Raw genomic sequence first — 21,399 nt, forward strand, 5'->3', positions numbered from 1 at the left:
GCGCATCATGCAGGGCTGGCTCCAGAAGGAAATCGGGAGCACAGCATCGGGCATCAGGTAAGCGCTTTGAATGTGGGGTTCATGGAGCACTTACGTTCATTCGTTACGAGTACGACAAAGCGATTCGCCTGAGTGAAGGTGTGTCAATACAAATGTCGTGCGAGGGCCCGCAGGGCAACCCTTGAAGGCAATAGCTACTCTCACATTGAATGATGTGAAAAAGGGGGGGCAGCCACTAATGGGACATCAAGGGCTTGGGCTCGAATGATGGGACATCCAGATGCTGATGCAGGTCATATAATTGGCTAGTTATCGTGGTATTTTTTGGAACTAATTATGACCAATAAGATCAATATCGAAGATATGCCGGCTGAATTCGCTAAGTTTTTGCAAAAAATGAATTTCTGGGAGGTGGATTTTTTTGAGCGACGGAAGGAGCTTGTTAGTCAAGGAGTGGAAAACTCTGAATTGAATCGTGAGTACACTAAGAAGCTGGAAAATATTCTCGATGAATATGCAATTAAAGATAAATCAAATTACGGCCGGCTCATAGATTTAGGGTGTGTAAGGCCGGCAACTTATGATCCTGAGTCTGATAAATTCGAAGTGGTAAGTAAAAATACAGATGAAATCGTTGTTCAAGTTCAGCAAGTCAAGGGAGCTGAGACTTGCTCTAGAATTTATCTGGTGCGTAAAGGCGAAGATTGGAAAATTAAAAAGAAAGAAATTTTGACTTATGATGATAAGTGGCGCCGTGCTTCGTTGTAAAAGGGCAATTTAATGTACTTATCAGCATGTTAGTTTTTGATGTAAATCTGGAAGTGCTATGGATCAACGCCAACTCTCTTTAACCGCCTTGCGCCGCCCACCGAGAATCACCCAGCCAATTCCCAGCAACAGGCTTTCGACGACAAACGCCAGCACAAACCCTGCCCCCACGCCCCAGCCAATCGCCTCCGGCACCAGCAAAATCTGATAGCTGTACCCCTTGAGCGTCTCGTCGCGCATCTGCGGATCAGGCTGCACCAGCACATGCCAGGTGCGGCTGACCCAGGAGCCTTGCAAGGCCTGCCATTCGTTCTCGAGCATCTGGTTGCGGATCAGCAGGCTTTCGATGCTGTTGGCATCGCTGTTGAACACCACATCGTCACTGCTGCGGTAATGCCGCACCAGCGCCTGCAGATCGCCCTTGAAGAAACGTTCGGCGGTCTGTTTGAAGCCATCGAGTGCCTGGCGCGATTCGAACAGGTGCGCCTCGACCCGCTGGCTGTAGTCCTTGACCAGCCCAGGCACCTGGATACCGGCCAGCAGGCCGAAGGTGAACAGCAGCAACCGCAGGTAACTTCTGAACATGCAGCGTCCTTAGCTCTGGCCTTGCGTAACGCACTCTCCGTGCCGCCACAGGCCCCATTGGCCCGGTTCGTAGCGCCGCCAGGTCTCGTTCTCGGTCAAGGCCTCGGTAGCAATCACCGTGACCACGTCATTGGGGGTGGTTTGGGTGTGAAAGTCGACGATCAGGTCGACATCCTTCAACCGCGCCGCGCCAAAGGGGGCGCGACGGGTAATGTGTACCAGCTTGGTCGAACAGAAACAGAACAGCCAGTCACCATTGCTGAGCAGGCAGTTGAACACGCCCTTGCCGCGGTACTCGGCACAGGCTTCGACCAACACCGGCAGCAGCTGTTCCACCGCGACCGGCTCAGGGAAAGCGGCACGGATGCGGTTGAGCAAGTCGCAAAAGGCGGCTTCGCTGTCGGTGTCACCCACTGGCCGGTAGAAGGTTGCCTCACCCTGGAACGCCCCTAGCTGGCCGTTGTGGGCGAAGCACCAGTTACGGCCCCACATTTCGCGCACGAACGGGTGCGTATTGGACAGGCACACCTGGCCCACATTGGCCTGGCGGATATGGCCGATGACCACTTCGCTCTTGATCGGATAACGCTGCACCAGGTTGGCGACTTCCGACTCGCTGCTCGCTGCCGGGTCCTGGAACAGTCGCAGGCCGCGACCTTCGTAGAAGCCGATGCCCCAACCGTCACGGTGCGGGCCGGTGCGGCCGCCACGCTGCATCAGGCCGGTGAAGCTGAAGACGATGTCGGTGGGAACGTTGGCGCTCATGCCCAGCAGTTCGCACATGGTGCTGCCTCCACTTACAGACGTGGCTCGACCCGGCCACCAGAAGCCGCGGCAGGCGGTGGGTCATTACGGTAACGGTCACCGCGTTCGGCGGCCAGCGGTGCCCCGACGCCCACTTGGTCGTCCTCGGCAGCCAGGCGCTTGGCCGCGGCCTCCTGCTGCTCGCGACGCTCGCGGGCACGCTTTTCCAGCGGCCAGCGCAGCAGCACGAAGGCCAGGTACAGGCCAAAGGCGATCAGGCCGTACATGGCAAAATCCGATACCGCGCGCCAGGCGTTGTTGCCCACCTTGAAGGCAACGTCCAGGGCAGTGATGGCGATGGCCGGGGCCATGGCATCCTTACCGGGGTCAACGACGGTCGGGGTCAATAACAGGACCGCGAGGATCACCCGCAGCGGCTCGCGCAGCCAGCGCCACATCCAGCCAGTGAGTTTGAAACCCACCCAGAGACAACCCAGGGCAGCAACAGCGTAAAGGCCCCAGGCGAGGGTATAGTCGTTCTCGGTCATGGTGATCGTGCAAGCCAGGCAAAGAGTTGCCTATGATAAACACTTTTCCGGGCGCAGGCGCCCCCCCCAGCCAAGAGATCCCCGATGCCCAACGCGCTCCAGCCCCCCATCGCCCGCCAAGACCAGGCCGCCGACCCTTACGCCTGGTTGCAACAGCGCGACACCCCTGAGGTGCTTGAGTACCTGCAGGCCGAAAACGCCTACCAGCAAGCCTGCCTGGCCGACCAGGCGCCCCTGCGCGAACAGCTGTTCGAAGAGATCAAGGGCCGTATCCTGGAAACTGACCTGTCATTGCCCTCCCCCTGGGGCCCGTACCTGTATTACACCCGCACCACAGCGGGCGATGAGTACCCGCGCCACTATCGCTGCCCACGGCCTGCCGATGACGGCAACACAGTGGACGAAAGCCAGGAACAGCTGCTGCTCGACCCCAACGCCCTGGCCAACGGCGGCTTTCTGGCCCTTGGCGGCTTCAGCGTCAGCCCCGATCACCGCCTGCTGGCCTACAGCCTCGACACCAGCGGCGACGAAGTCTACACCCTGTACGTCAAGGACCTGGCCAGCGGCAACCTGACCGCCCTGCCCTTCGACGACTGCGACGGCAGCCTGACCTGGGCCAATGACAGCCAGACGCTGTTCTTCGCCGAACTGGACGATACCCACCGCCCGTGGCGGCTGCGCCGTCACACGCTGGGCGAAACCGGCGCGCAGACCGTATTCGAAGAGTCGGACGGGCGTTTTTTCCTGCACTGTTACCGCGCCAGCTCCGAGCGCCAGCTGGTTTTGCTGCTCAACAGCAAGACCACCAGCGAGGCCTGGGTGCTGGACGCTGAAACGCCGCGGGCGGCATTCACCTGCCTGGCACCGCGCGCCGAGGGCCACGAGTACTTCCCCGACCACGGCCAGCTCGATGGCCAGTGGCGATGGTTCATCCGCAGCAATCAGGACGGTATCAACTTCGCCCTGTACCAGGCAGCGGCAGACCAAGTGCCCACCCGTGAGCAATGGCAGGTGCTGGTACCACACCGCGACGAGGTCATGCTCGAAGGCCTGAGCCTCAACGCCAGCGCCCTCACCTTGAGCCTGCGTGAAGGCGGGCTGCCGATCATCGAAGTGCGCCCTCAAGGCACGCCGGCCTACCGCGTCGAACTGCCTGACGCGGCCTATAGCCTGTACGTGCAGGACAGCCTGGAGTTCGCCAGCACGCGCATCCGCCTGCGCTACGAGGCGCTCAACCGCCCGGCCCAGGTGCGTCAGCTGGACCTGGCCACGGGCGCGCAGGCGGTGCTCAAGCAAACCCCGGTGCTGGGCGATTTCGATGCCGATGACTACGTCAGCGAACGCCTGTGGGCCACCGCCGCCGATGGCACCCAGGTGCCGATCAGCCTGGTACGCCGCAAACAAGACCAGGGCAAGACGGTACCTCTGTACCTGTACGGTTACGGTGCCTACGGTGAGAGCCTCGACCCGTGGTTCTCGCATGCCCGCCTGAGCCTGCTGCAACGCGGTGTGGCCTTTGCCATCGCCCATGTGCGCGGTGGCGGCGAGCTGGGTGAAGCCTGGTATCGCGCCGGCAAGCAGGAGCACAAGCCCAACAGCTTCAGCGACTTCATCGCGTGCGCCGAGCACCTGATCGCCCAGGGCGTGACAGCCTCCGACCGCCTGGCCATCAGTGGCGGCAGCGCCGGTGGCCTGCTGATCGGTGCCGTGCTCAACCTGCGCCCGGAGCTGTTCCGCTGCGCCATCGCCGAAGTGCCGTTCGTCGACGTGCTCAACACCATGCTCGACCCCGACCTGCCATTGACCGTCACCGAGTACGACGAATGGGGCAACCCGCAAGAGCCACAGGTGTACGAGCGGATCAAGGCCTACGCGCCCTACGAGAATGTCAGCGCCCAGGCCTACCCGGCCATGCTGGTGGTCGCTGGCTATAACGACAGCCGCGTGCAGTATTGGGAGGCAGCCAAGTGGGTGGCGCGCCTGCGTACACTCAAGACCGACAGCAACCTGCTGCTGCTCAAGACCGAGATGGGAGCCGGCCACGGCGGTATGAGCGGGCGCTACCAGGGGTTGCGAGACGTGGCACTGGAGTATGCGTTCGTCTTCAATGAGCTGGGCGTGGTTTAAAACGCGCTTTTCGTTGTCATAGCTTCGAGGGCCAATGGCCCTGATTGCCGGCAAGCCGACGATCAGGGCGGCCTCAGAACTTTCGGACAACACCCGCCAAGAAGAACGACACATGCCCGACCAGACCCATCTCAGCGCCGAAATCCGCGACATGCTCATGGACTGCGACCTGTTCGATACCTTGCAGCCCGGTGACTTCCATACCGCCGCAGGCTACTTCAGCCTCGCCACCCTGGTCGAAGGCGAAACCATCTTCAACGAAGGCGATGCCGGCACCTTCATGTGCATCCTGCACCGGGGGGTGGTTTCAGTGCGCAAGACCGACGCCCACGGTGCCCAAGTGGAGATCGCCACGCTGCGCAGTGGCCGCGCTTTCGGCGAAATGGCCGTGCTCGACGGCGAGCGCCGCTCGGCCAGTTGCATGGCTGCCAGCGACTGCCTGCTGCTGACCTTGGGCAAGGATTCGCTGGAAAAGATGCTCAACGAAGCCCCACGCATCGCCGCGCGGATCATCCGCGCATTGGCCGTAGCCTTGTCGAAACGCCTACGGATGCAGGACGGGCAGCGCCTGGCGCTTTAATTATCCTTCGCAGCCGGCTTGTCAGGTTCGGTGCGCAACCCAGGCAGTGGCTGATCCTTCGGCGGCCCTGGCAGCGGAATGGGCGGCAACAGCGGCGCGCCGGGCTGCCTGTCATAGGCCTTGGGGGCAGTGCTGGGGGTAATCTGAGGGTACGGTGTGGGCGTTGCTGTGCCAGGTGCTCCCGGCACCGGTGTGGTGATACGTGGCGGCGTGCCGGCGGCCTGCACCCAGGGCAGGCCGGCTAAAAGCAGCGCGGCGAGGATCGCACGAAACATCAGCAACCTCCTGTCTGAACATTTCTACAGGCTACGCCTTAATACGCGTTTTCGCCTGTCCGCTTGCCCTGCAAGCGCGCTAGACTCATTGGCATAACCGTTACCTGCCTGATCAGAACAAAGGAAACACCATGAGTTCGGCATCCACGTCCGCCGCCACCGCCCGCCTCGACCGTATCCTCGCCGACGCCAAGCGCGACAAAGAGATGGGCTACCGCGACAAAGCCTTGAGAATGTACCCGCACGTGTGCGGCCGTTGCGCCCGTGAGTTCGCCGGCAAGCGTCTGAGCGAGCTGACCGTTCATCACCGGGACCACAACCACGACAATAACCCCCAGGACGGCTCCAACTGGGAGCTGCTGTGCCTGTACTGCCACGACAACGAGCATTCGCGCTATACCGACCAGCAGTACTTCAGCGAAGGCTCCACCAGCACCCCGAGCATTGCCAAGGCCACGCACAACCCGTTCGCCGGGCTGGCTGGCTTGCTGAAGAAAGACTGACTGTCGACAGAGCCCCCCGCTGCCGCCGGCGAGCCCGTATAATCGCGCTTTTTTTGCGAAGGGCCCCGGCACGTGGCTAACAAACGGTACAGTTGCATCGGCCTGTTCAACCCAAAATCTGCAGAGAACGTAGGCTCGGTGATGCGCGCAGCGGGTTGCTACGGCGTGAACTCGGTGTTCTACACCGGCAAGCGCTACGAGCGCGCCCGCGACTTCGTCACTGACACCAAGCGCGTGCACTACGATATTCCGTTGATCGGCATCGACGACCTGCAGCGCATCATCCCGCTGGGTTGCACACCCGTTGCAGTGGAGTTGGTGGAAGGTGCTCGGCCCTTGCCTGAATACACCCACCCTGATCGCGCCATCTACATCTTCGGGCCGGAAGACGGCAGCCTCGATGCGAACGTGCGCGCGTGGTGCGAAGAAACCATCTATATCCCCACCGAAGGCTGCATGAACCTGGCCGCGACGGTGAACGTGGTGTTGTACGACCGTTTGGCAAAGGGCCTCAATACCCGCTCGGGGCCCAAGTTCAAATAGCGCAGCGCCCTGCCGGCTTGGGCACATGTGACCACCTGGCAAACCGACTGAACGTGTGCAGCAAGCCTCTGGTCAGCTGCTTACACTTCAGATGGAGGGCTTGCCATGCTCGATATTCATTCCACTACGGCGTCACCGGACCATAACGTACAGGGCCTGGAGCGGGTCGGTTCACTGGCCGGGGGTGCGCTGATGTTCACCAAGGGTATGCGCCACGGCGGGCTGGTCGGGCTACTGCAGATGGTGGTCGGTGGCATTGCGGTGGCGCGCGGGGTCAGTGGGCATTGCTCGACCAAGGCCTGGTGGCAGAAGCATCGACAGGAATATCACCGTTTGCGCTCGGACATCGAACGCAGTGCGACCGAGCTGGAGGCGCTCAAACGCAGTGCCGAGGCGGCGACGGAGGGGGTGACGGTAACGGGGAAAGACCCGCTCATGGGTAGTTGATCAGCGGCTTGTACGGGCCCTGTCGCCGGCAAGCCTGCACCCACCCGCACTGCCCTGACCGTTGAAACGGTGTGGCAGAAGTGGACGCAGGCTTGCCGGCGACAGGGCCGGCTGAGCCAGCCTGGCGCTAACGCAACGCCTTGCTCTGCAACACTTCGGATCGGCGCCCCAGCACGTTCTCACTGATCTGCACGAATTCCTCGGTGCTCACCTTCGGCAAGCGCATCAGCGCCTGCGTCACATCATCCAGCGAGCGCTTGGCCTGGGTGTGGATGCGTATTTCCTTGTCCAGCGCCTGCAGCAGCAACACCCCACGGGCAACCTGGGCCGGGCTTGCCCGCTCACCACGCAGCTGGCTGACCTTGGCACCCTGCTTCTGCAAACGCGCCTGCCACACCTGGTAGCGGTCATCGCTCACACCCCCCGCCCGGCGCAGCAACTCGTTGGCGTAATAATCGCTGAGGCTTTGGCCCAGCCAGTCGCTGTCAGCACTCACACGGATCTGCGCAAACAGCTGCACCAGTTCACGCAGCAACGGGCTGTTACCGCTCTCACTGACCATGGGCCGCGCGCTGTGCAGGTACAGCGAGCCCCGCGCTGACATTGCTCCGCGCCACATGCCATCGCGTGCCCCCACCAGCAGCAACTTTGCCGGGTCGCGGGGGAATACGGCCTGCAGGTGCGGCCAGACGAAGGTCAACAGGGTAAGACTGTCCATGCGGCGCATGCCCTGCCCTACCGGTGCCGCCACCGTCACGTCAGTCTCGCCCAGGCGCGCACGTCGGCTGCCAAGGTCGCCGGCCAGCATCCAGCCAGTCGGGCGATCGAACAGGCGCGACACGTTGTCGATACGGAACTTGTCCTTGCCGATACGCGGCCAGGAGGTTTCGATGCTTTTCCAGCCCTCAGGCAGGTCGACCGACAGGCGCGCCACCAGTTCGGTGCCGTCTTGCTGGTCGAGGCGTGCCGGTGGCACCAACTGGTCACCCAGGAACAACGCCCAGTGGGGCGTGATGCGTGAGGAATAGGCGCCGCTGCGCACCTTCTGGTCCAGCTTGACCCGGTAGCTGAGGCTGGTCTTGCCCGCCGCCGGGTGCCACACGCCGCGCTCCCCCTGCACCTGCCACTGGCCGTCCGCCTGGAAGCCGCTGTACGCCCCCTGCTTGCCCAGGTCGAAGTCCAGGCTACGCACGGCACTGCCGTCTGCCAGGGTCAGGCGCACTTCGGCCTGGCCATTGGCAGGCAGCAGCCGCACCTGATAGTCGAGGTCGACTTTCTTCGCCCAGGCCGGCGAGCAGGCCATAAGGCCCAGCAGGAGCAACAGCTGGCAACGCATACAGAAACTCCTTGTTCCCCAGAGGCGACGGAGGGTGCCGCTCAGCTGGCGCGAAAAATCAGGTGGTCTTCCCAGTCGTCTTCGTCCACATCCTGCTCCCTGAGCATACGCCCGGACTGGGAAATGCGCTGTTCATGCACCTGGGTGCGGTCGCCACAGACCAGGTGGTGCCAGGCCGGCAGGTCCTTGCCCTCGCTGACCAGGCGATACCCGCAGGTGCTCGGCAGCCACTTGAACTGGTCAGCCTTGCCCGGGGTGAGCTGAATACAATCGGGCACCTGGGCGAAACGGTTGGGGTAATCGCTGCACTGGCAGGTGTTCATGTCCAGCAGCTTGCAGGCGATACGGGTGTAATAGACGCTGTTGTCGTCCTCGTCCTCAAGCTTTTGCAGGCAGCAAAGGCCACAGCCGTCACACAACGATTCCCACTCTTGCGGGTCGAGTTGTTCGAGGGTCTTGCGCCGCCAGAACGGCGCGCTTTCAGCGATCATCACACGGGTTTCCTGCATTGGGCCTGCGCCAAGCTTCACGCTGGAGGCTCCAGGCAAATTGCGGCGCATACGGCTTTGTTCTGTGGTTTTGAGCGTGGCGCCATGGCGGCGCCAGTCTAGAGCCTGGCCTTGGGCAATGCCAGACCGCCTGTCAGTGCCCTATGGCTGCAGTTCAATAGCCCCGCGCGAAATCCACTTCGCCACGCAAACCTTGCCCTGCCTGGTAGTGCCGCACGTTCTCGACAAACAACCGTACCATCGCCGCTGGCGAAGTCGGTGCCGAGCTGTGCCCGGTCAGCAACAACCCCCACGCGGTCCAGAACGGGTGACGCTGCGGCAACGGCTCCTGCCGGCACACATCGATCACCGCGCCCGCCAGATCGCCCTGCTTCAGCGCCTGGACCAGGTCGGCATCGACCACCGCCACACCACGCCCGGCATTGATGAACAGCGCGCTGGGCTGGAAACACTTGAACAGTGCGGCATCATAAAGATCATGGGTTGCCGGCGTATCCGGCAACAGGTTGAGCACGTAATCGGCCTGCCCGACCATCCGCGGCAAATCAGCCAACCCGGCGACCTCGACGAACGGCGCCTGCTCGCGGGGCGTGCTGGCGATGCCATACAGGGTCACGCCAAACGGCAAGAGGCATTCGGCTACACGCTGGCCGATATCACCGGTGCCCACGATCAGCACCTTGCGCCCTTCGAGCGTCCCCCCCGGGCGGTCGTCCCACCGGCGCTCTACCTGGCTCACCAGGCGAGACAGCACTTCGCGCTCGTGCCCCAGCATGTAGGTGAGCATGTACTCGGCCATCACTTGGCCAAAGATGCCGATCGCACGGGTCAGGCGGTAATCACGCGGCAGGCCATCGGCCAGCAAGGGCGTGATGCCGGCCCAGGTCGATTGCATCCAGGCCGGCTTGTGGCCTTGGCGCAGCAGGCTTGCCAGCAAGTCTGGCTGGCCCAGCCAGACCGCACACTGGGGTGCCTGCAAGGCCAGCTCGGCGGAATCGCCGCTGGTCAGGATTTCCAGGTCCGGGGCCGCGCCAGCCAGCAGCCGGGCATAATTGGCATGATCCTGCTCAGCGATCAGAACGCGCATCAAAGTGACAACCTTGGCAGACAACGAAGGCGGCCCGGCATGCGGGCCACCTGAGGGTGTGGAGGGATCGTGGCCGGATCAGACCGGGTCGTTACGGCGCAGAAGCTCTTCCGGCAAATGTTCGATGTACTCGTCCTCGGCCGGTGGCATCTGCAGGTGGTAACCCTGGTTATCAAGATTGTCCAGCACCTTGGCGATGTCCTCACGGGCGAGCTTGCGCTCGGGGCTCAGCACCAGGTCGAAGGCATGTACGGGCGTGCCGAAGAACGGCAGCAGCGCCTCGGGCACGCGCTCCAGGCCCTCGGCCTTGAGTACGTAGAGGTACATTTCGTTCTTGCGCGGGCTCTTGTAGATCGAGCAGATACGTTTCATCGGGTTTCTCCGGCGCCCGCCAGTTCGTCCAGCAGGGCCTGGCCCATCCGCTCACGGCGCCAGCCGCGCAGCGAATCGGGCAGTTGATAGGGGCCATTGGGGTAGCCGCTCTTGAGCAAGGCTTCCAGGGCCTTTTTGCGCAGCATCAACTCCGGGGCAATGCCCAGACGCTCGCCTTCGGCCTGGCCGATGGCGCGCAGGCGCTTGAGGACGCCGGCCGCTTCGATCGGAAGCGGTTCGGGCAGCGTCGCCGGCCATTGCTCAGGCGGCAGGCTGGCGGCACGTTTGATCAGCTCGACCAGGCAGGCGCCATCCTGGCGGATGGTGCGCGGATGCATGTCGTCGATCTTGGCCAGGGCCGACAGGTTGTCCGGCTGGTTCTTGGCCATCGGCCACAGCGAGTGCTCCTTGAGAATGCGGTTGCGTGGCACATCGCGGCTGCGTGCTTCACGCTCGCGCCAGGCGCACAGTTCACGCAGCACCGCCAGTTGCTGGCGGCCCAGCTTCCAGGCCAGCTTCACATCGCGGTACAGGGTTTCGGGCTCGACCTCGCGGCGCAAGGCCGCGACCAGTTCGGCACCGTCTTCCAGCACCCACGCGTACTTGTCGTCCGACAGACGTGGGCGCAGGGCGGCAAACAGTTCGGCCAGGTGCACCGCATCTTCGGCTGCGTAGCTGATCTGGGTGTCCGACAGCGGGCGCTGCAGCCAGTCCGAGCGGGTCTCACCCTTGGGCAGTTCAAGGCCCAGCACTTCCTGAACCAGGCGCGAATAGCCCATGGAGAAGCCCAGGTTCAGGTAGCCTGCGGCCAACTGCGTGTCGAACAGTGGCTGCGGCAGCTTGCCGGTCAGGCGCAGCAGCACTTCGAGATCTTCGCTGCAGGCGTGCAGCACCTTGACCACACCGCTGTCTTCCAGCAGGTCGGCCAAAGGCTGCCAGTTGCCGATCAGCAACGGGTCGATGAGAAAAGCGCGCTCGCCGTCACCGATCTGGATCAGGCCAGCTTTCGGATAAAAGGTGTCGACCCGCATGAATTCGGTGTCGAGCGCCACGAAGGGCAGTGTGCGCCACCTCTGGCAGAGTTCGGCCAGGGTCTGGTCGTCACGGATCCAGTGTATTTCGATGGCCACGAGGCTCTCCCACAAACATTGGCGCGCAGTATATACGGCGCGGGCACTGCGGGTGAAACCTGACTGACATCCGCGCCGGCCGCCGGGTAGCTCGCGCTGCCGGTCAGCCTGGCAAGCGATGCTTGGCGTAAGGCTCGCGGTCGATATCCAGCACTTCCACACACAATTGCAGGTCTAGGCCAGCCTGCGCCGGTATGGCCTCATGCAGTACCTCCAGCAAGCTGGCGGACAATTGTTTCTTTACCTCCGCCGGGCGCCCGCTGAGGATGGCCAGGCGCACATGGGCGAACGCCCGCTCGGCTGGCGCAGTGCCCACCCGGTAATGGGCGAACGCCTGGGCCCGGCTTTTGATGTCTGCCTCATCGGCGAACTGGCCGCTGCCGACCAGGGCGTGATTCAGGCGCAGCAGCAGTACCTCGACATTGAGCTCGCGCAGGTTGTCGCTGTATTCCAGGTTCAGGTGAGGCATGGCACAGGTTCCAGGCGTTGGGAGAAGCGACAGCCTACCCCAGTCCCCTAGCCGCGCAAAGGCGGCTATCCTCAAAGGTCAGGACCTTACTGACAACCCTGACAGAGGTGAAGAAATGCCAGTTCCGCATGATCTGCTCGCTGACTTGCACGTTACCGCCGATGCATTCCAGGCACGGATAGACAAGGACCCGACGCTGCATGCCCTGCACAAGGAATACAACGCCAAAGACAAGGAGGTGGTGGCCGCCGAAGGCAATGGCACCAACGACGATGCCGTCAACCGCCTGCGCAAGGAGCGCCTGCTGATCAAGGACAAGATCGAGCGAATCATCCATCCGCCGAAATCCTGATGGCTTTCTGCTGAATCAACCGCCCTGTCGCCGGCAAGCCGGCTCGCTGGCGACAGGGCCTGCAACCGTTACATGCCAGCCGATGCGTTCAAGGCCCGGTCCAGGTCTTCGATCAGGTCCCGGTAATCCTCGATCCCGATCGACAGCCGCAACACGCTCTCACTGATGCCCATCAGCCCCTTCTGCTCCGGGCTCAGTGAATTGTGCGACATGCTCCAGGAGTGGTTGATCATGCTCTCCACACCCCCCAACGAGTCGGCCAGGACAAATATCTGCAAGGCCTCCACCAGGCGATTGAGCGCCGCCCGATCACCGTTCCTGACCTTCATTGCCACCACCGCTCCGCCAGCGCGCATCTGGCGCTTGCACAGTGCGTGCTGCGGGTGGCTTTCCAGCCCCGGGTAATACACCTGCTCGATCTGCGGATGGCTTTCCAGGAAGCGTGCCACCTGCAGGGCATTGGCACACTGACGCTCCATGCGCACGTCGAGGGTTTTCAGGCCGCGCAAGGCCAGGTAACAGTCGAACGGGCCCTGGATCGCCCCCACGGCCATGCTGATCTTGCGCAAGCGCCCCAGCAAGTCATCGTTGGCAGCCACCACCACGCCGCCGGTCAGGTCGGAGTGGCCGCCAATGTATTTGCTGGCCGAATGCATCACCAGGTCCACACCCAGGGTGATCGGCCGCTGGTTCCACGGCGAGCAGAAGGTGTTGTCGATGCAGGTGAGAATACCCCGCGCCCGAGCCAGGTCGCAGACCGCCTTGATGTCGACCAGGTGCAGCAATGGGTTGGTCGGCGACTCGATCCAGATCAGCTGGGTTTCGGGTTTGATCGCCGCCGCTACGGCCGTCACATCGTTGAGGTCGACATAGGTGGTGGTAAGGCCCGAGGTGCGTGCTCGGTAGTCTTCAAGAATGCGGAAGGTGCCGCCGTACACACCGTTCATCACCACCACATGAGCGTCCTTGGGGAGCAGCTCGAGCACCGTGGCGGTGGCGTTTACACCGGAGGCACACGCCACCGCGCCCACACCCTCTTCAAGTGCCGCGACACAACTTTCATAGGCATGCCGGGTCGGGTTGCCCACCCGGCTGTAGGCGTATTCCGGGTTGTCATCGAGGCTGCGCTTGATATACGAGCTGGCGGTGTAGATAGGCGGGAAGATCGCGTTGTCGGCGACACTGAACTGCTCACCGGCGTGAATGGTACGGGTGGCGAAATTGCGCGGCTTGTCGGACATGGTCAGGCCCATTTGGCAGATGTAAGTGCGCAACTATCGCACAATCACCTGCCGCCACAACGCCCGTGGTGGCGGGTATTTTTTCTATCGTTGGGGTAATCTGGGGAATATTTTACTGACCGCCAGCGGGTTTCCATGGACAGTTTCGACCAGCACATCCTCACCCTGCTCCAGCGCGACGCGTCGCTCTCGCTCAAGGATTTGGCCGAAGCCGTCAACCTGTCCACCACCCCCTGCTGGAAGCGGGTCAAGCGCCTGGAAGAGGATGGCTATATCCTCGGCCGCGTCGCCCTCCTGGACCCCGAACGCCTGGGCCTGGGCCTGACGGTGTTCGTCCAGCTCAAGACCCAGCGCCACGACAGTGCCTGGTTGGAGCAATTCGCCGAGACGGTGAAAGGCTTCGAGGAGGTGATGGAGTTCTATCGCATGTCCGGGGACTGGGATTACATGCTGCGGGTAGTGGTGGGCGATATCGCTGCCTACGACCGGTTCTATAAAAAGCTGATCACCAGCACCGATGGGCTCTCCAACATCACGTCCAGCTTTGCCATGGAACAGATGAAATACACCACGGCTTACCCGGTCCACAGGCCCTGATCGGTGCCAGCCTCAGCCCCCCTTCACTGCGCCGCCACCGCTTCGATCCGGTTCCCCGCCTTGGCCTTCTCGAGCCGAATCGCAATGAATTTGGAGGTCGGCGTATAGGTGCCTTCGCCGTAACTTTCCAGCGGCACCAGCGGGTTGGTCTCCGGGTAGTAGGCCGCCGCCTGCCCATCGGGGATGTCGTAGGGCACCAGGCGGAACCCCGACACCCGGCGTTCGACACCGTCCTCCCACAGCGACACCAGATCGACATGCTCACCCGGCTCGAAGCCCAGGCGGCGGATGTCGGCCTCGCTGACGAACACCACTTCCCGCAGGCCAAACACGCCCCGGTAACGATCGTCCAGCCCATACAGCGTGGTGTTGTACTGGTCGTGCGAGCGCATCGTCTGCAGGATGAGGTCCGGCTTGTCGCCACGGGCGAGCACCTGGGCGTTGACCAGATGCTCGGGCAACGGGCTGGCACTGAAGCGCGCCTTGCCGGTTGCCGTGCGCCAGTTGCGCTCGGCAGCACTGTTGCCCAGGTGGAAACCACCTGGATGCTGCAGCCGCTCGTTGAAGTTGGCGAAACCGGGAATGACATCGGCGATCATGCTGCGAATACGGCCATAGTCGGCCACCGCGTACTCCCAATCGATGGGCTGGTTGCCCAGCGTGGCCTTGGCCATGCCGGCGATGATCCAGGGTTCGGACCGCATGTGGGGTGAACGCGGGCGCAGCTGGCCATGGGAGATATGCACCATGCTGAAGGTGTCTTCCACGGTCACGCCCTGCGGCCCGCCGGCCTGCATGTCGATCTCGGTGCGCCCCAGGCAGGGCAGGATCAGCGCATCGCGGCCAGTGACCAGGTGCGAACGGTTGAGCTTGGTGGATATCTGCACCGTCAGCGCACAGTTGCGCAGGGCCGCGTGGGTGCGGGGCGTGTCCGGCGTCGCCTGGGCGAAGTTGCCACCCAGCGCGATGAACACCTTGGCGCGCTGTTGCTCCATGGCCTGGATTGCCAGCACTGCGTTATGTCCATGGGCGCGAGGTACGCGGAACTGGAAGCGTTTTTCCAAGGCATCGAGCAACGCCGCCTTGGGTTTCTCGTCGATCCCCATGGTGCGGTCGCCTTGCACGTTGCTGTGGCCACGCACTGGCGAAAGGCCCGCGCCGGGCTTGCCGACGTTGCCGCGCAACAGCTGCAGGTTGACGATTTCCTGCACGGTAGGCACCGAGTGACGGTGCTGGGTGACGCCCATCGCCCAGCACATGATCACCCGCTCGGCCTTGCGGTACATGCGCGCCGCCAGCTCGATCTCGGCCAGGGTCAGGCCGGACTGCTCGACGATATGGTCCCACGAGGTGGCATCCACCGCCGCCAGGTAGGCGTCCACACCGCTGGTGTGCGCGGCGATGAAGCCATGGTCGAATACCGCTGGCTCCCCCTTGGCCTGGGCTTCGCGCTCCCATTGCAGCAGGTACTTGGCAATGCCGCGCATGGCCGCCATGTCGCCGCCCAGGGCTGGGCGGAAGTAGGCGGTATTGGTCGGTTCGGAGCCATTGCTGAGCATTTCGAACGGGTGCTGCGGGTGCTGGAAGCGCTCCAGGCCCCGCTCTTTGAGCGGGTTGAAACACACCACCTGGGCGCCGCGCTTGACCGCTTCACGCAGCGGTTCGAGCATGCGCGGGTGGTTGGTACCGGGGTTCTGGCCAATGACGAAGATCGCGTCGGCCAGCTCCAGGTCATGGAACACGACCGTGCCCTTGCCTACGCCGAGGGTTTCCGACATGCCCACGCCACTGGCCTCGTGGCACATGTTCGAGCAGTCGGGGAAGTTGTTGGTGCCGTAGGCGCGGACGAACAACTGGTAGAGGAATGCCGCTTCGTTGCTGGCCCGGCCGGAGGTGTAGAACTCAGCCTCATCGGGCGATTCCAGCGCCTGCAAGTGCCGGGCGATCAAGGCAAAGGCCTCTTCCCAAGTGGTTTGCACATAGTGATCGGTGGCAGCGTCGTAACGCATCGGGTGCGTGAGGCGGCCTTGGTATTCGAGCCAGTAGTCGGTCTGGTCCTTCAGCGCGCTTACGCTGTATTTGGCGAAGAAGGCCGGGTCGACCGAGCGACCGGTCGCTTCCCAGTTGACCGCCTTGGCGCCGTTTTCGCAGAACTTGACCATGTCGCTTTCCGGCGACTCGCCCCAGGCGCAGCCGGGGCAGTCGAACCCGCCGTTCTGGTTGGTCTTGAGCATGGCCCGCAGGTTCTTGAAGGCGTTGTCACTGCCCAGCCAGCTCTTGGTCACGCTCTTGAGCGCGCCCCAGCCGGCGGCAGGCCCCTTGTAGTCCCTGATATGTTCGTCCTGGCTCATGCGGTCAATCCTCACGCGGGCATCGAATAGTGCAACGGATCGTGTCGTCCGCTGCTTTTTTCCAGCCTATGGAGACAGTCGGGGGGCCGTCCAATCGAAATGTCTTACGGGGTGATAGGCCGTTTCGATGATGGGGTGCACTTGGCGCCATGCACCGCGGTGGGCCGTGATAGATGAGATTGATCAAACGGTCGGGCAAAGCAATTTGACGGCGAACACCGCAGGTTATAGCGTGGAACCAGTCCCCCTCCCTTGCCGAGCGCGAACGTGGAACAGAACAGCCGGGCCCTGATCGACGGCTTCAACCGGAAAATCGACTACCTGCGGATGTCGGTCACGGACCGCTGCGACTTCCGTTGTGTCTATTGCATGGCCGAAGACATGCAGTTCCTGCCGCGCCAGCAGATCCTCAGCCTTGAGGAACTGTTCCAGGTTGCCGAACGTTTCGTCGCCTTAGGCACTCGCAAGATCCGCCTTACCGGTGGCGAACCGCTGGTACGCCAGGGCATCGTCGACCTGTGCGGGCGCATTGCCGCCCTGCCCGGCCTGCGAGAGCTGTGCATGACCAGCAACGGCTCGCAGCTCCCGCGCCTGGCCCAGCCGCTGTTCGACGCAGGCCTGTCACGCCTGAACATCAGCCTCGACAGCCTCGATGCAGAACGTTTCAAGCAACTGACCCGCACCGGCGACCTGGCCCAGGTGATCGCCGGCATCGACGCGGCCCGCCGCGCGGGGTTTCAGCGCATCAAACTCAATTGCGTGGTGCTCAAGGGGCGTAACGACGATGAGCTGGTCGACCTGGTGCGCTTTGCCATCGACCGCGAACTGGACATCACCTTCATCGAAGAAATGCCGCTGGGCGTGATCAGCGAGCACGAACGCGGCGAGTCGTTCTGCTCCAGCGACGAAGTACGCGCGCGGCTGGCCGAACATTTCACCCTGATCGAATCGACCGAGTCATCCCAGGGCCCGGCGCGCTACTGGCGCCTGGCAGAAGCGCCGAGCACCCGTGTCGGCTTCATCTCGCCGCACAGCCACAACTTCTGCGCCACCTGCAACCGTGTGCGCCTGACCGTGGAAGGCCGGCTGTTGTTGTGCCTGGGCAATGAACACTCGATGGACCTCAAACAGGTGCTGCGTGCGCACCCGGGTGATGCCGAGCGGCTGGAAAAAGCCATCCGCGATTCGCTGCACCTCAAGCCCTACCGCCATCATTTCGAGGTCGGTGGCGATGTGCAGATCCTGCGCTTCATGAACATGACCGGCGGCTGACCCGCCGTCTCTGGATCGCCATGATCGTCCACTCTCGCCCCGACGTGTTGCGCGTGCTGTTCACCCTCAAGGGTTCGATCGTCAAGCGCATTGCCTTGCGCTGCCTGACGGTCACCTTGCTCGCCGCCCTGATCGTGCTGGTCGAACGCCACTTCCCGGCGTTTTTCTACCCCGTCAGCGCTACGCCCTTCACGTTGCTTGGCCTGTCGCTGTCGATCTTCATGAGCTTTCGCAACAACGCCTGTTACGACCGTTGGTGGGAGGGGCGCAAGGCCTGGGGGAAGATGATCATCGAGGCCCGCTCGTTCGTACGTGAAAGCGGGGTGATCACCGATGAAAAGCTGCGCGCCGAGTTGCTGCGCAGCCTGTGCGGCTTTGCCCATGCGCTCAATGCCCGGTTGCGCAATGAGGATGAAGTGGCCGCCGCCCGGCCGTGGCTGGCCAACCCTGCTGCGATCCGCGCGCACAATGTCTGCGACGGTATCTTGCAGGAGGTTGGCGCCCACTGCTCACGCCTGGCCGAGCAGCAGCACATCAGTGAATGGCGCTACAGCCTGTTGGAGCAACGCCTGGTCGGGCTGTCGGAGGTGCAGGCCACCTGCGAGCGGATCAAGGGCACACCGCTGCCCTTCCCCTATACCCTGCTGCTGCACCGCACCATCTACATCTTCTGCCTGCTGCTGCCGTTCGCCCTGGCCGAGCCGCTGGGCTGGCTGGCGCCGCTGTTCACCACCATCGTGGGGTACACCTTCTTCGGGCTGGATGCCATCGGCAATGAACTGGAGGACCCGTTCGGGCGAGACGAGAACGACCTGCCGACCGATGCCATGGTGCGCACGGTCGAGCGGGATGTGCTGGGGGCCTTGGGCGTGGAGCCGCTGCCACCGGCGTTGCAGCCAGTGGAGCATGTGCTGAGCTGACTGGCCCTAGCGCCGGGGCTGTTCAACCGCGCGTTGTGCAGGGCGCGATGGGCTTGAGGTGCTTCACAAAATTACAAGGCTGGTGCCGCGCATCCAGCTGCTCTGCCAGGATGCCTTCCCACGCCGTGCGGCAGGCACCGGTAGAACCTGGCAGGCAACACACCAGGGTGCCATTGGCCATCCCGGCCGAGGCGCGGCTCTGCAAGGTCGAGCTACCGACATCGAGAATCGACAACGCCCGGAACAGCTCGCCGAAACCGTCGATACGCCGATCGAACAGGCACTCCACCGCTTCGGGTGTGCTGTCCCGGCCGGTGAAGCCGGTGCCGCCGGTGATCAGCACCACCTGCACCTGGTCATCGGCAATCCAGGTGGCCACCTGGGCGCGGACCTTGTACAGGTCGTCCTTGAGCAGCGCGCGCGCCACCAGGCGATGGCCGACCTGCACCGGGCGGCTGGCGAGCAGCTCACCGGAGGTGTCGTTTTCGTAGGTGCGGGTGTCGCTGACCGTCAGGACGGCGATATTGAGCGGAACGAAGACCGCATCGGGTTGAACACGCACAGTGAAGCTCCTTGTATGGCAGGCTCGTTACGCTAGAGGCATGACCAGAGCGCGTCCAATCGATATGCCGTACCGCCCGATCAATGACATCTATCGCTGACTTGGTTAAGGTCAGCACACCAAGGCCCCAGGCACTCCCATGGATATCAAGCAGCTCAAGTTTCTCATCGCCCTCGACCAGACCCGCCACTTCGGCCAGGCCGCGGCGCTGTGCCATATCACCCAGCCGACCCTGTCCATGCGCCTGCGCAACCTGGAGGACGAACTGGACCTGGTGCTGGTCAAGCGCGGCCAACGCTTCGAGGGCTTCACCGAAGCCGGCGAGCGCATCCTGGCCTGGGCCCGCACCCTGCTCGCCGCGCATGATGGCCTGCAGGCCGAGGCGGCCAGTTGCCGTGGCCAAGTGGTTGGTAGCCTGCGCTTGGGCACCGTGCCGCTGGCCAGCTTCAACCCCATGCAGTTGCTGCTGCCGCTGCGCGAAAAATACCCGGAGCTGCAGTTTCAGCTCAGCTCCCACAGCACCGAACAGATCATGGATGGCCTGAGCCGCAACCAGCTCGATTTGGGGATCTGCTATCTGGACCAGGTCAACGCCAACTTCTTCGAGGTGATCGAACTGGGCACCACCACCATGGGCCTGCTGCACGATACCCGGCATTTCCAGTTCGAGGCCGACACCTTGCGCTGGGAGGACCTGGGCGAAATCCCTCTGGGCCTGCTGAGCAAGGGGATGCACTACCGTCAGTCGCTCGACCTGAGCTTTCGCAGCCGCAGCCTGGAACCCAATGCCGTGCTGGAAAGCGACTCGAGCTTCCAGTTGGTCCAAGCCATCAACACCGGGGTGTGCTGCGCAATCATGCCGCTCGATTGCGGGTTGGAAGACCTGAGCGAGCACATGCGCATCGTCCCGATCACCGACGCCAGCATCCACAGCCCCGTCGGCCTGCTGCTGCGCCGTAGCGAGCCGCGCTCGGCCATTGCCGAACAGTGCTTTGACGAGGCCCGCACCCTGTTTCAACCCTCCTGAGCCGCAGTCGCCTGGCGGTACTGGCGCGGGGTGAAACCGGTGAGTTGCTTGAACTGCCGGCTGAAAGCGCTGTGGTCGGTGTAGCCGCACTGCAGCGCCACTTCGGTGATCGGCAAGTCGCTGTGCAGTAGCCGATGAGCATGTTCCAGCCGCGCCTTGTGAATCATTTGCCGGGGCGTGAGGTGGAACACCCGCTTGCAGTAGCGCTCCAGCTGGGCCACGGAAATACCGGCGATGCGGGTGAGCTCGCCCATGCTGATCGGCTGGTGAAAGTGCTTACGAATGTGCTCGTCCACCGCGGCCAGGCGTTGATAGGCGGGGTGGCTGTCGGCGGCTGATTGCAGGTCGACCGAAATGCCGACCAAGCCGAGGATCTCGCCCGCCCGGTTGTACAGCGGTCGCTTGTGGGTCAGGCACCAGCCTGGTTCACGGCTGCCGTACAGGTGCAACTCAAGCTGGTCTTCCAGTACCAGCCCATCCTTGAGCACGCGGCGGTCCTGCTCGGTATAGCCCGGCCCCAGTTGCGCCGGGAAGACTTCGGCGCTGGTCTTGCCCAACAGTGGCTGCAGGCGCTTGAGGCCGCAGCGCTGGACCAGGGTGTTGTTGGCCAGCACATAGCGGGCATCCGGATCCTTGATGAAGATCGCGGCATTGGGGATGGCATCGAGGATCGGCAGCAGCAAGGAGACCCCCGCGAGCAGGTCCTGCAGGCTAGCGGGGCGATGCTGGTCGAGGTTCTGGTACAGGGCTGCCAGTGTGGCGTCGGCCATCGTTCAACTCTCTGGTAGGGGCACCGGCGCCATCGCCGGCAAAACTCTCAAGCCCTTGAACAACAGGCCCTCCAGCCTATCGAGCCTGGCGAACGGCGCGCCAGCCTTTTCTGCAATTGTGCCGATTTCGTCATCCCCCTGCAGAAAACCATCAAGAACCGTGGCCCCGTTCGGTCCACTCTATGCCCCACGCAAGCCGTCCAAGACCTACAAGAGCGCGGCCCCAGAAGCCGCACCTGGTGACATCAGACCTGCCTATCCAAAACCTACAAAAAGGCGACCCC

Annotated in this window: 25 protein-coding genes; 11 read left to right on the top strand and 14 right to left on the bottom strand. The window is 62.9% G+C overall.

Features of this window, described 5'->3' with window-relative positions; all coding sequences use genetic code 11:
• Positions 1–336: 336 nt before the first annotated feature.
• Complete coding sequence (locus tag ACIPZC_RS25015; RefSeq protein WP_400630167.1) at positions 337–768, top strand: NTF2 fold immunity protein; 432 nt, start codon at positions 337–339, stop codon at positions 766–768.
• A 63-nt stretch (positions 769–831) separates the two neighbouring features.
• Here ACIPZC_RS25015 and ACIPZC_RS25020 read toward each other — a convergent pair whose 3' ends face one another.
• From ACIPZC_RS25020 to ACIPZC_RS25030, 3 genes are read right to left on the bottom strand one after another with little or no spacing between them, the layout of a single operon-like run.
• On the bottom strand, positions 832–1,353 hold the full coding sequence (locus ACIPZC_RS25020) for a DUF2937 family protein (RefSeq protein ID WP_400630169.1): 522 nt from the start codon (positions 1,351–1,353) through the stop codon (positions 832–834).
• 9 nt (positions 1,354–1,362) lie between these two features.
• Positions 1,363–2,136, bottom strand: coding sequence for a class II glutamine amidotransferase (locus ACIPZC_RS25025; RefSeq protein WP_241806024.1), 774 nt, complete (start codon positions 2,134–2,136; stop codon positions 1,363–1,365).
• Between the two features lie 14 nt (positions 2,137–2,150).
• Positions 2,151–2,645, bottom strand: a complete 495-nt coding sequence (locus ACIPZC_RS25030) for an MFS transporter (RefSeq protein ID WP_400630171.1) — start codon at positions 2,643–2,645, stop codon at positions 2,151–2,153.
• Positions 2,646–2,729: 84 nt separating this feature from the next.
• On the opposite strand from ACIPZC_RS25030, the gene ACIPZC_RS25035 reads away from it, so the two are divergent.
• Together ACIPZC_RS25035 and ACIPZC_RS25040 are read left to right on the top strand one after the other, a co-directional pair.
• On the top strand, positions 2,730–4,772 hold the full coding sequence (locus ACIPZC_RS25035; RefSeq protein WP_400630173.1) for a S9 family peptidase: 2,043 nt from the start codon (positions 2,730–2,732) through the stop codon (positions 4,770–4,772).
• A 112-nt stretch (positions 4,773–4,884) separates the two neighbouring features.
• Positions 4,885–5,352: a cyclic nucleotide-binding domain-containing protein gene (locus ACIPZC_RS25040; protein WP_241806021.1), complete on the top strand. Its 468-nt coding sequence runs from the start codon at positions 4,885–4,887 to the stop codon at positions 5,350–5,352.
• Here the strand turns inward: ACIPZC_RS25040 and ACIPZC_RS25045 are convergent.
• Positions 5,349–5,627: a hypothetical protein gene (locus ACIPZC_RS25045; RefSeq protein WP_400630175.1), complete on the bottom strand. Its 279-nt coding sequence runs from the start codon at positions 5,625–5,627 to the stop codon at positions 5,349–5,351. The genes ACIPZC_RS25040 and ACIPZC_RS25045 overlap by 4 nt on opposite strands.
• Before the next feature lie 131 nt (positions 5,628–5,758).
• Between ACIPZC_RS25045 and ACIPZC_RS25050 the strand changes: the two genes are divergently transcribed.
• The 3 genes from ACIPZC_RS25050 to ACIPZC_RS25060 all read left to right on the top strand — a co-directional run bounded on the left by ACIPZC_RS25050 (position 5,759) and on the right by ACIPZC_RS25060 (position 7,120).
• The gene (locus tag ACIPZC_RS25050; protein WP_012315716.1) at positions 5,759–6,130 is read left to right on the top strand and encodes a YajD family HNH nuclease; all 372 of its coding nucleotides are present in this window, start codon (positions 5,759–5,761) and stop codon (positions 6,128–6,130) included.
• 72 nt (positions 6,131–6,202) lie between these two features.
• On the top strand, positions 6,203–6,673 hold the full coding sequence (locus ACIPZC_RS25055) for an RNA methyltransferase (protein WP_039602101.1): 471 nt from the start codon (positions 6,203–6,205) through the stop codon (positions 6,671–6,673).
• Between the two features lie 105 nt (positions 6,674–6,778).
• Positions 6,779–7,120, top strand: coding sequence for a DUF2892 domain-containing protein (locus tag ACIPZC_RS25060; RefSeq protein WP_400630177.1), 342 nt, complete (start codon positions 6,779–6,781; stop codon positions 7,118–7,120).
• A gap of 127 nt (positions 7,121–7,247) precedes the next feature.
• Here ACIPZC_RS25060 and ACIPZC_RS25065 read toward each other — a convergent pair whose 3' ends face one another.
• The 6 genes from ACIPZC_RS25065 to ACIPZC_RS25090 all read right to left on the bottom strand — a co-directional run bounded on the left by ACIPZC_RS25065 (position 7,248) and on the right by ACIPZC_RS25090 (position 12,023).
• Positions 7,248–8,456: a hypothetical protein gene (locus ACIPZC_RS25065; protein WP_400630179.1), complete on the bottom strand. Its 1,209-nt coding sequence runs from the start codon at positions 8,454–8,456 to the stop codon at positions 7,248–7,250.
• 41 nt (positions 8,457–8,497) lie between these two features.
• Positions 8,498–8,947 (bottom strand): YcgN family cysteine cluster protein, encoded by a 450-nt coding sequence (locus ACIPZC_RS25070; RefSeq protein WP_241806017.1) that lies wholly within the window; start codon positions 8,945–8,947, stop codon positions 8,498–8,500.
• Between the two features lie 172 nt (positions 8,948–9,119).
• Positions 9,120–10,052 carry a D-2-hydroxyacid dehydrogenase gene (locus ACIPZC_RS25075; protein ID WP_400630181.1) on the bottom strand — a complete coding sequence of 311 codons (933 nt, stop codon included), beginning with the start codon at positions 10,050–10,052 and terminating at the stop codon, positions 9,120–9,122.
• A gap of 78 nt (positions 10,053–10,130) precedes the next feature.
• Positions 10,131–10,424 (bottom strand): YcgL domain-containing protein, encoded by a 294-nt coding sequence (locus ACIPZC_RS25080; protein WP_241806015.1) that lies wholly within the window; start codon positions 10,422–10,424, stop codon positions 10,131–10,133.
• Positions 10,421–11,554, bottom strand: a complete 1,134-nt coding sequence (rnd, locus tag ACIPZC_RS25085; protein ID WP_400630183.1) for a ribonuclease D — start codon at positions 11,552–11,554, stop codon at positions 10,421–10,423. Before rnd ends, ACIPZC_RS25080 begins: the two co-directional genes overlap by 4 nt.
• Positions 11,555–11,657: 103 nt before the next feature.
• Positions 11,658–12,023, bottom strand: a complete 366-nt coding sequence (locus tag ACIPZC_RS25090) for a 5-carboxymethyl-2-hydroxymuconate Delta-isomerase (RefSeq protein ID WP_400630185.1) — start codon at positions 12,021–12,023, stop codon at positions 11,658–11,660.
• Between the two features lie 115 nt (positions 12,024–12,138).
• Here ACIPZC_RS25090 and ACIPZC_RS25095 point away from each other — a divergent pair, with 115 nt between their 5' ends.
• Positions 12,139–12,375 carry a YdcH family protein gene (locus tag ACIPZC_RS25095; RefSeq protein WP_267818042.1) on the top strand — a complete coding sequence of 79 codons (237 nt, stop codon included), beginning with the start codon at positions 12,139–12,141 and terminating at the stop codon, positions 12,373–12,375.
• Between the two features lie 68 nt (positions 12,376–12,443).
• Here ACIPZC_RS25095 and ACIPZC_RS25100 read toward each other — a convergent pair whose 3' ends face one another.
• Positions 12,444–13,628, bottom strand: a complete 1,185-nt coding sequence (locus ACIPZC_RS25100) for a trans-sulfuration enzyme family protein (RefSeq protein WP_400630223.1) — start codon at positions 13,626–13,628, stop codon at positions 12,444–12,446.
• A 123-nt stretch (positions 13,629–13,751) separates the two neighbouring features.
• On the opposite strand from ACIPZC_RS25100, the gene ACIPZC_RS25105 reads away from it, so the two are divergent.
• Positions 13,752–14,213 carry an Lrp/AsnC family transcriptional regulator gene (locus ACIPZC_RS25105; RefSeq protein ID WP_241806011.1) on the top strand — a complete coding sequence of 154 codons (462 nt, stop codon included), beginning with the start codon at positions 13,752–13,754 and terminating at the stop codon, positions 14,211–14,213.
• A 23-nt stretch (positions 14,214–14,236) separates the two neighbouring features.
• On the opposite strand, the gene ACIPZC_RS25110 is transcribed toward ACIPZC_RS25105, so the two are convergent.
• On the bottom strand, positions 14,237–16,564 hold the full coding sequence (locus tag ACIPZC_RS25110; RefSeq protein ID WP_400630188.1) for an FdhF/YdeP family oxidoreductase: 2,328 nt from the start codon (positions 16,562–16,564) through the stop codon (positions 14,237–14,239).
• 267 nt (positions 16,565–16,831) lie between these two features.
• Here ACIPZC_RS25110 and moaA point away from each other — a divergent pair, with 267 nt between their 5' ends.
• Positions 16,832–17,836, top strand: a complete 1,005-nt coding sequence (gene moaA / locus ACIPZC_RS25115; protein ID WP_241806009.1) for a GTP 3',8-cyclase MoaA — start codon at positions 16,832–16,834, stop codon at positions 17,834–17,836.
• 20 nt (positions 17,837–17,856) lie between these two features.
• A complete protein-coding gene (locus ACIPZC_RS25120) occupies positions 17,857–18,756 on the top strand; it encodes a bestrophin family protein (protein ID WP_400630190.1) in 900 nt (299 codons plus the stop codon).
• Positions 18,757–18,778: 22 nt separating this feature from the next.
• Here the strand turns inward: ACIPZC_RS25120 and moaB are convergent, their stop codons facing one another.
• Positions 18,779–19,318 (bottom strand): molybdenum cofactor biosynthesis protein B, encoded by a 540-nt coding sequence (gene moaB, locus ACIPZC_RS25125; protein ID WP_400630192.1) that lies wholly within the window; start codon positions 19,316–19,318, stop codon positions 18,779–18,781.
• A 139-nt stretch (positions 19,319–19,457) separates the two neighbouring features.
• Between moaB and ACIPZC_RS25130 the strand changes: the two genes are divergently transcribed.
• Positions 19,458–20,345 (top strand): LysR family transcriptional regulator, encoded by an 888-nt coding sequence (locus ACIPZC_RS25130; RefSeq protein ID WP_267818053.1) that lies wholly within the window; start codon positions 19,458–19,460, stop codon positions 20,343–20,345.
• Here ACIPZC_RS25130 and ACIPZC_RS25135 read toward each other — a convergent pair.
• Positions 20,333–21,115: a helix-turn-helix domain-containing protein gene (locus tag ACIPZC_RS25135; RefSeq protein WP_400630194.1), complete on the bottom strand. Its 783-nt coding sequence runs from the start codon at positions 21,113–21,115 to the stop codon at positions 20,333–20,335. The two genes, ACIPZC_RS25130 and ACIPZC_RS25135, sit on opposite strands and share 13 nt — an antisense overlap.
• Between the last annotated feature and the right edge of the window lie 284 nt (positions 21,116–21,399).

This window comes from Pseudomonas sp. NPDC089743 (assembly GCF_044748785.1).
GTDB classification, from domain to species: domain Bacteria; phylum Pseudomonadota; class Gammaproteobacteria; order Pseudomonadales; family Pseudomonadaceae; genus Aquipseudomonas; species Aquipseudomonas putida_X.

What these genes read in the sequence shown, in the direction of transcription:
- ACIPZC_RS25015 (WP_400630167.1), top strand. Translation starts at nt 337, where the DNA reads ATGACCAATAAGATCAATATCGAAGATATGCCGGCTGAATTCGCTAAG.
- ACIPZC_RS25020 (WP_400630169.1), bottom strand. Translation starts at nt 1,353, where the DNA reads ATGTTCAGAAGTTACCTGCGGTTGCTGCTGTTCACCTTCGGCCTGCTG.
- ACIPZC_RS25025 (WP_241806024.1), bottom strand. Translation starts at nt 2,136, where the DNA reads ATGTGCGAACTGCTGGGCATGAGCGCCAACGTTCCCACCGACATCGTC.
- ACIPZC_RS25030 (WP_400630171.1), bottom strand. Translation starts at nt 2,645, where the DNA reads ATGACCGAGAACGACTATACCCTCGCCTGGGGCCTTTACGCTGTTGCT.
- ACIPZC_RS25035 (WP_400630173.1), top strand. Translation starts at nt 2,730, where the DNA reads ATGCCCAACGCGCTCCAGCCCCCCATCGCCCGCCAAGACCAGGCCGCC.
- ACIPZC_RS25040 (WP_241806021.1), top strand. Translation starts at nt 4,885, where the DNA reads ATGCCCGACCAGACCCATCTCAGCGCCGAAATCCGCGACATGCTCATG.
- ACIPZC_RS25045 (WP_400630175.1), bottom strand. Translation starts at nt 5,627, where the DNA reads ATGTTTCGTGCGATCCTCGCCGCGCTGCTTTTAGCCGGCCTGCCCTGG.
- ACIPZC_RS25050 (WP_012315716.1), top strand. Translation starts at nt 5,759, where the DNA reads ATGAGTTCGGCATCCACGTCCGCCGCCACCGCCCGCCTCGACCGTATC.
- ACIPZC_RS25060 (WP_400630177.1), top strand. Translation starts at nt 6,779, where the DNA reads ATGCTCGATATTCATTCCACTACGGCGTCACCGGACCATAACGTACAG.
- ACIPZC_RS25065 (WP_400630179.1), bottom strand. Translation starts at nt 8,456, where the DNA reads ATGCGTTGCCAGCTGTTGCTCCTGCTGGGCCTTATGGCCTGCTCGCCG.
- ACIPZC_RS25070 (WP_241806017.1), bottom strand. Translation starts at nt 8,947, where the DNA reads ATGATCGCTGAAAGCGCGCCGTTCTGGCGGCGCAAGACCCTCGAACAA.
- ACIPZC_RS25075 (WP_400630181.1), bottom strand. Translation starts at nt 10,052, where the DNA reads ATGCGCGTTCTGATCGCTGAGCAGGATCATGCCAATTATGCCCGGCTG.
- ACIPZC_RS25080 (WP_241806015.1), bottom strand. Translation starts at nt 10,424, where the DNA reads ATGAAACGTATCTGCTCGATCTACAAGAGCCCGCGCAAGAACGAAATG.
- ACIPZC_RS25090 (WP_400630185.1), bottom strand. Translation starts at nt 12,023, where the DNA reads ATGCCTCACCTGAACCTGGAATACAGCGACAACCTGCGCGAGCTCAAT.
- ACIPZC_RS25095 (WP_267818042.1), top strand. Translation starts at nt 12,139, where the DNA reads ATGCCAGTTCCGCATGATCTGCTCGCTGACTTGCACGTTACCGCCGAT.
- ACIPZC_RS25100 (WP_400630223.1), bottom strand. Translation starts at nt 13,628, where the DNA reads ATGGGCCTGACCATGTCCGACAAGCCGCGCAATTTCGCCACCCGTACC.
- ACIPZC_RS25105 (WP_241806011.1), top strand. Translation starts at nt 13,752, where the DNA reads ATGGACAGTTTCGACCAGCACATCCTCACCCTGCTCCAGCGCGACGCG.
- ACIPZC_RS25110 (WP_400630188.1), bottom strand. Translation starts at nt 16,564, where the DNA reads ATGAGCCAGGACGAACATATCAGGGACTACAAGGGGCCTGCCGCCGGC.
- ACIPZC_RS25120 (WP_400630190.1), top strand. Translation starts at nt 17,857, where the DNA reads ATGATCGTCCACTCTCGCCCCGACGTGTTGCGCGTGCTGTTCACCCTC.
- ACIPZC_RS25130 (WP_267818053.1), top strand. Translation starts at nt 19,458, where the DNA reads ATGGATATCAAGCAGCTCAAGTTTCTCATCGCCCTCGACCAGACCCGC.
- ACIPZC_RS25135 (WP_400630194.1), bottom strand. Translation starts at nt 21,115, where the DNA reads ATGGCCGACGCCACACTGGCAGCCCTGTACCAGAACCTCGACCAGCAT.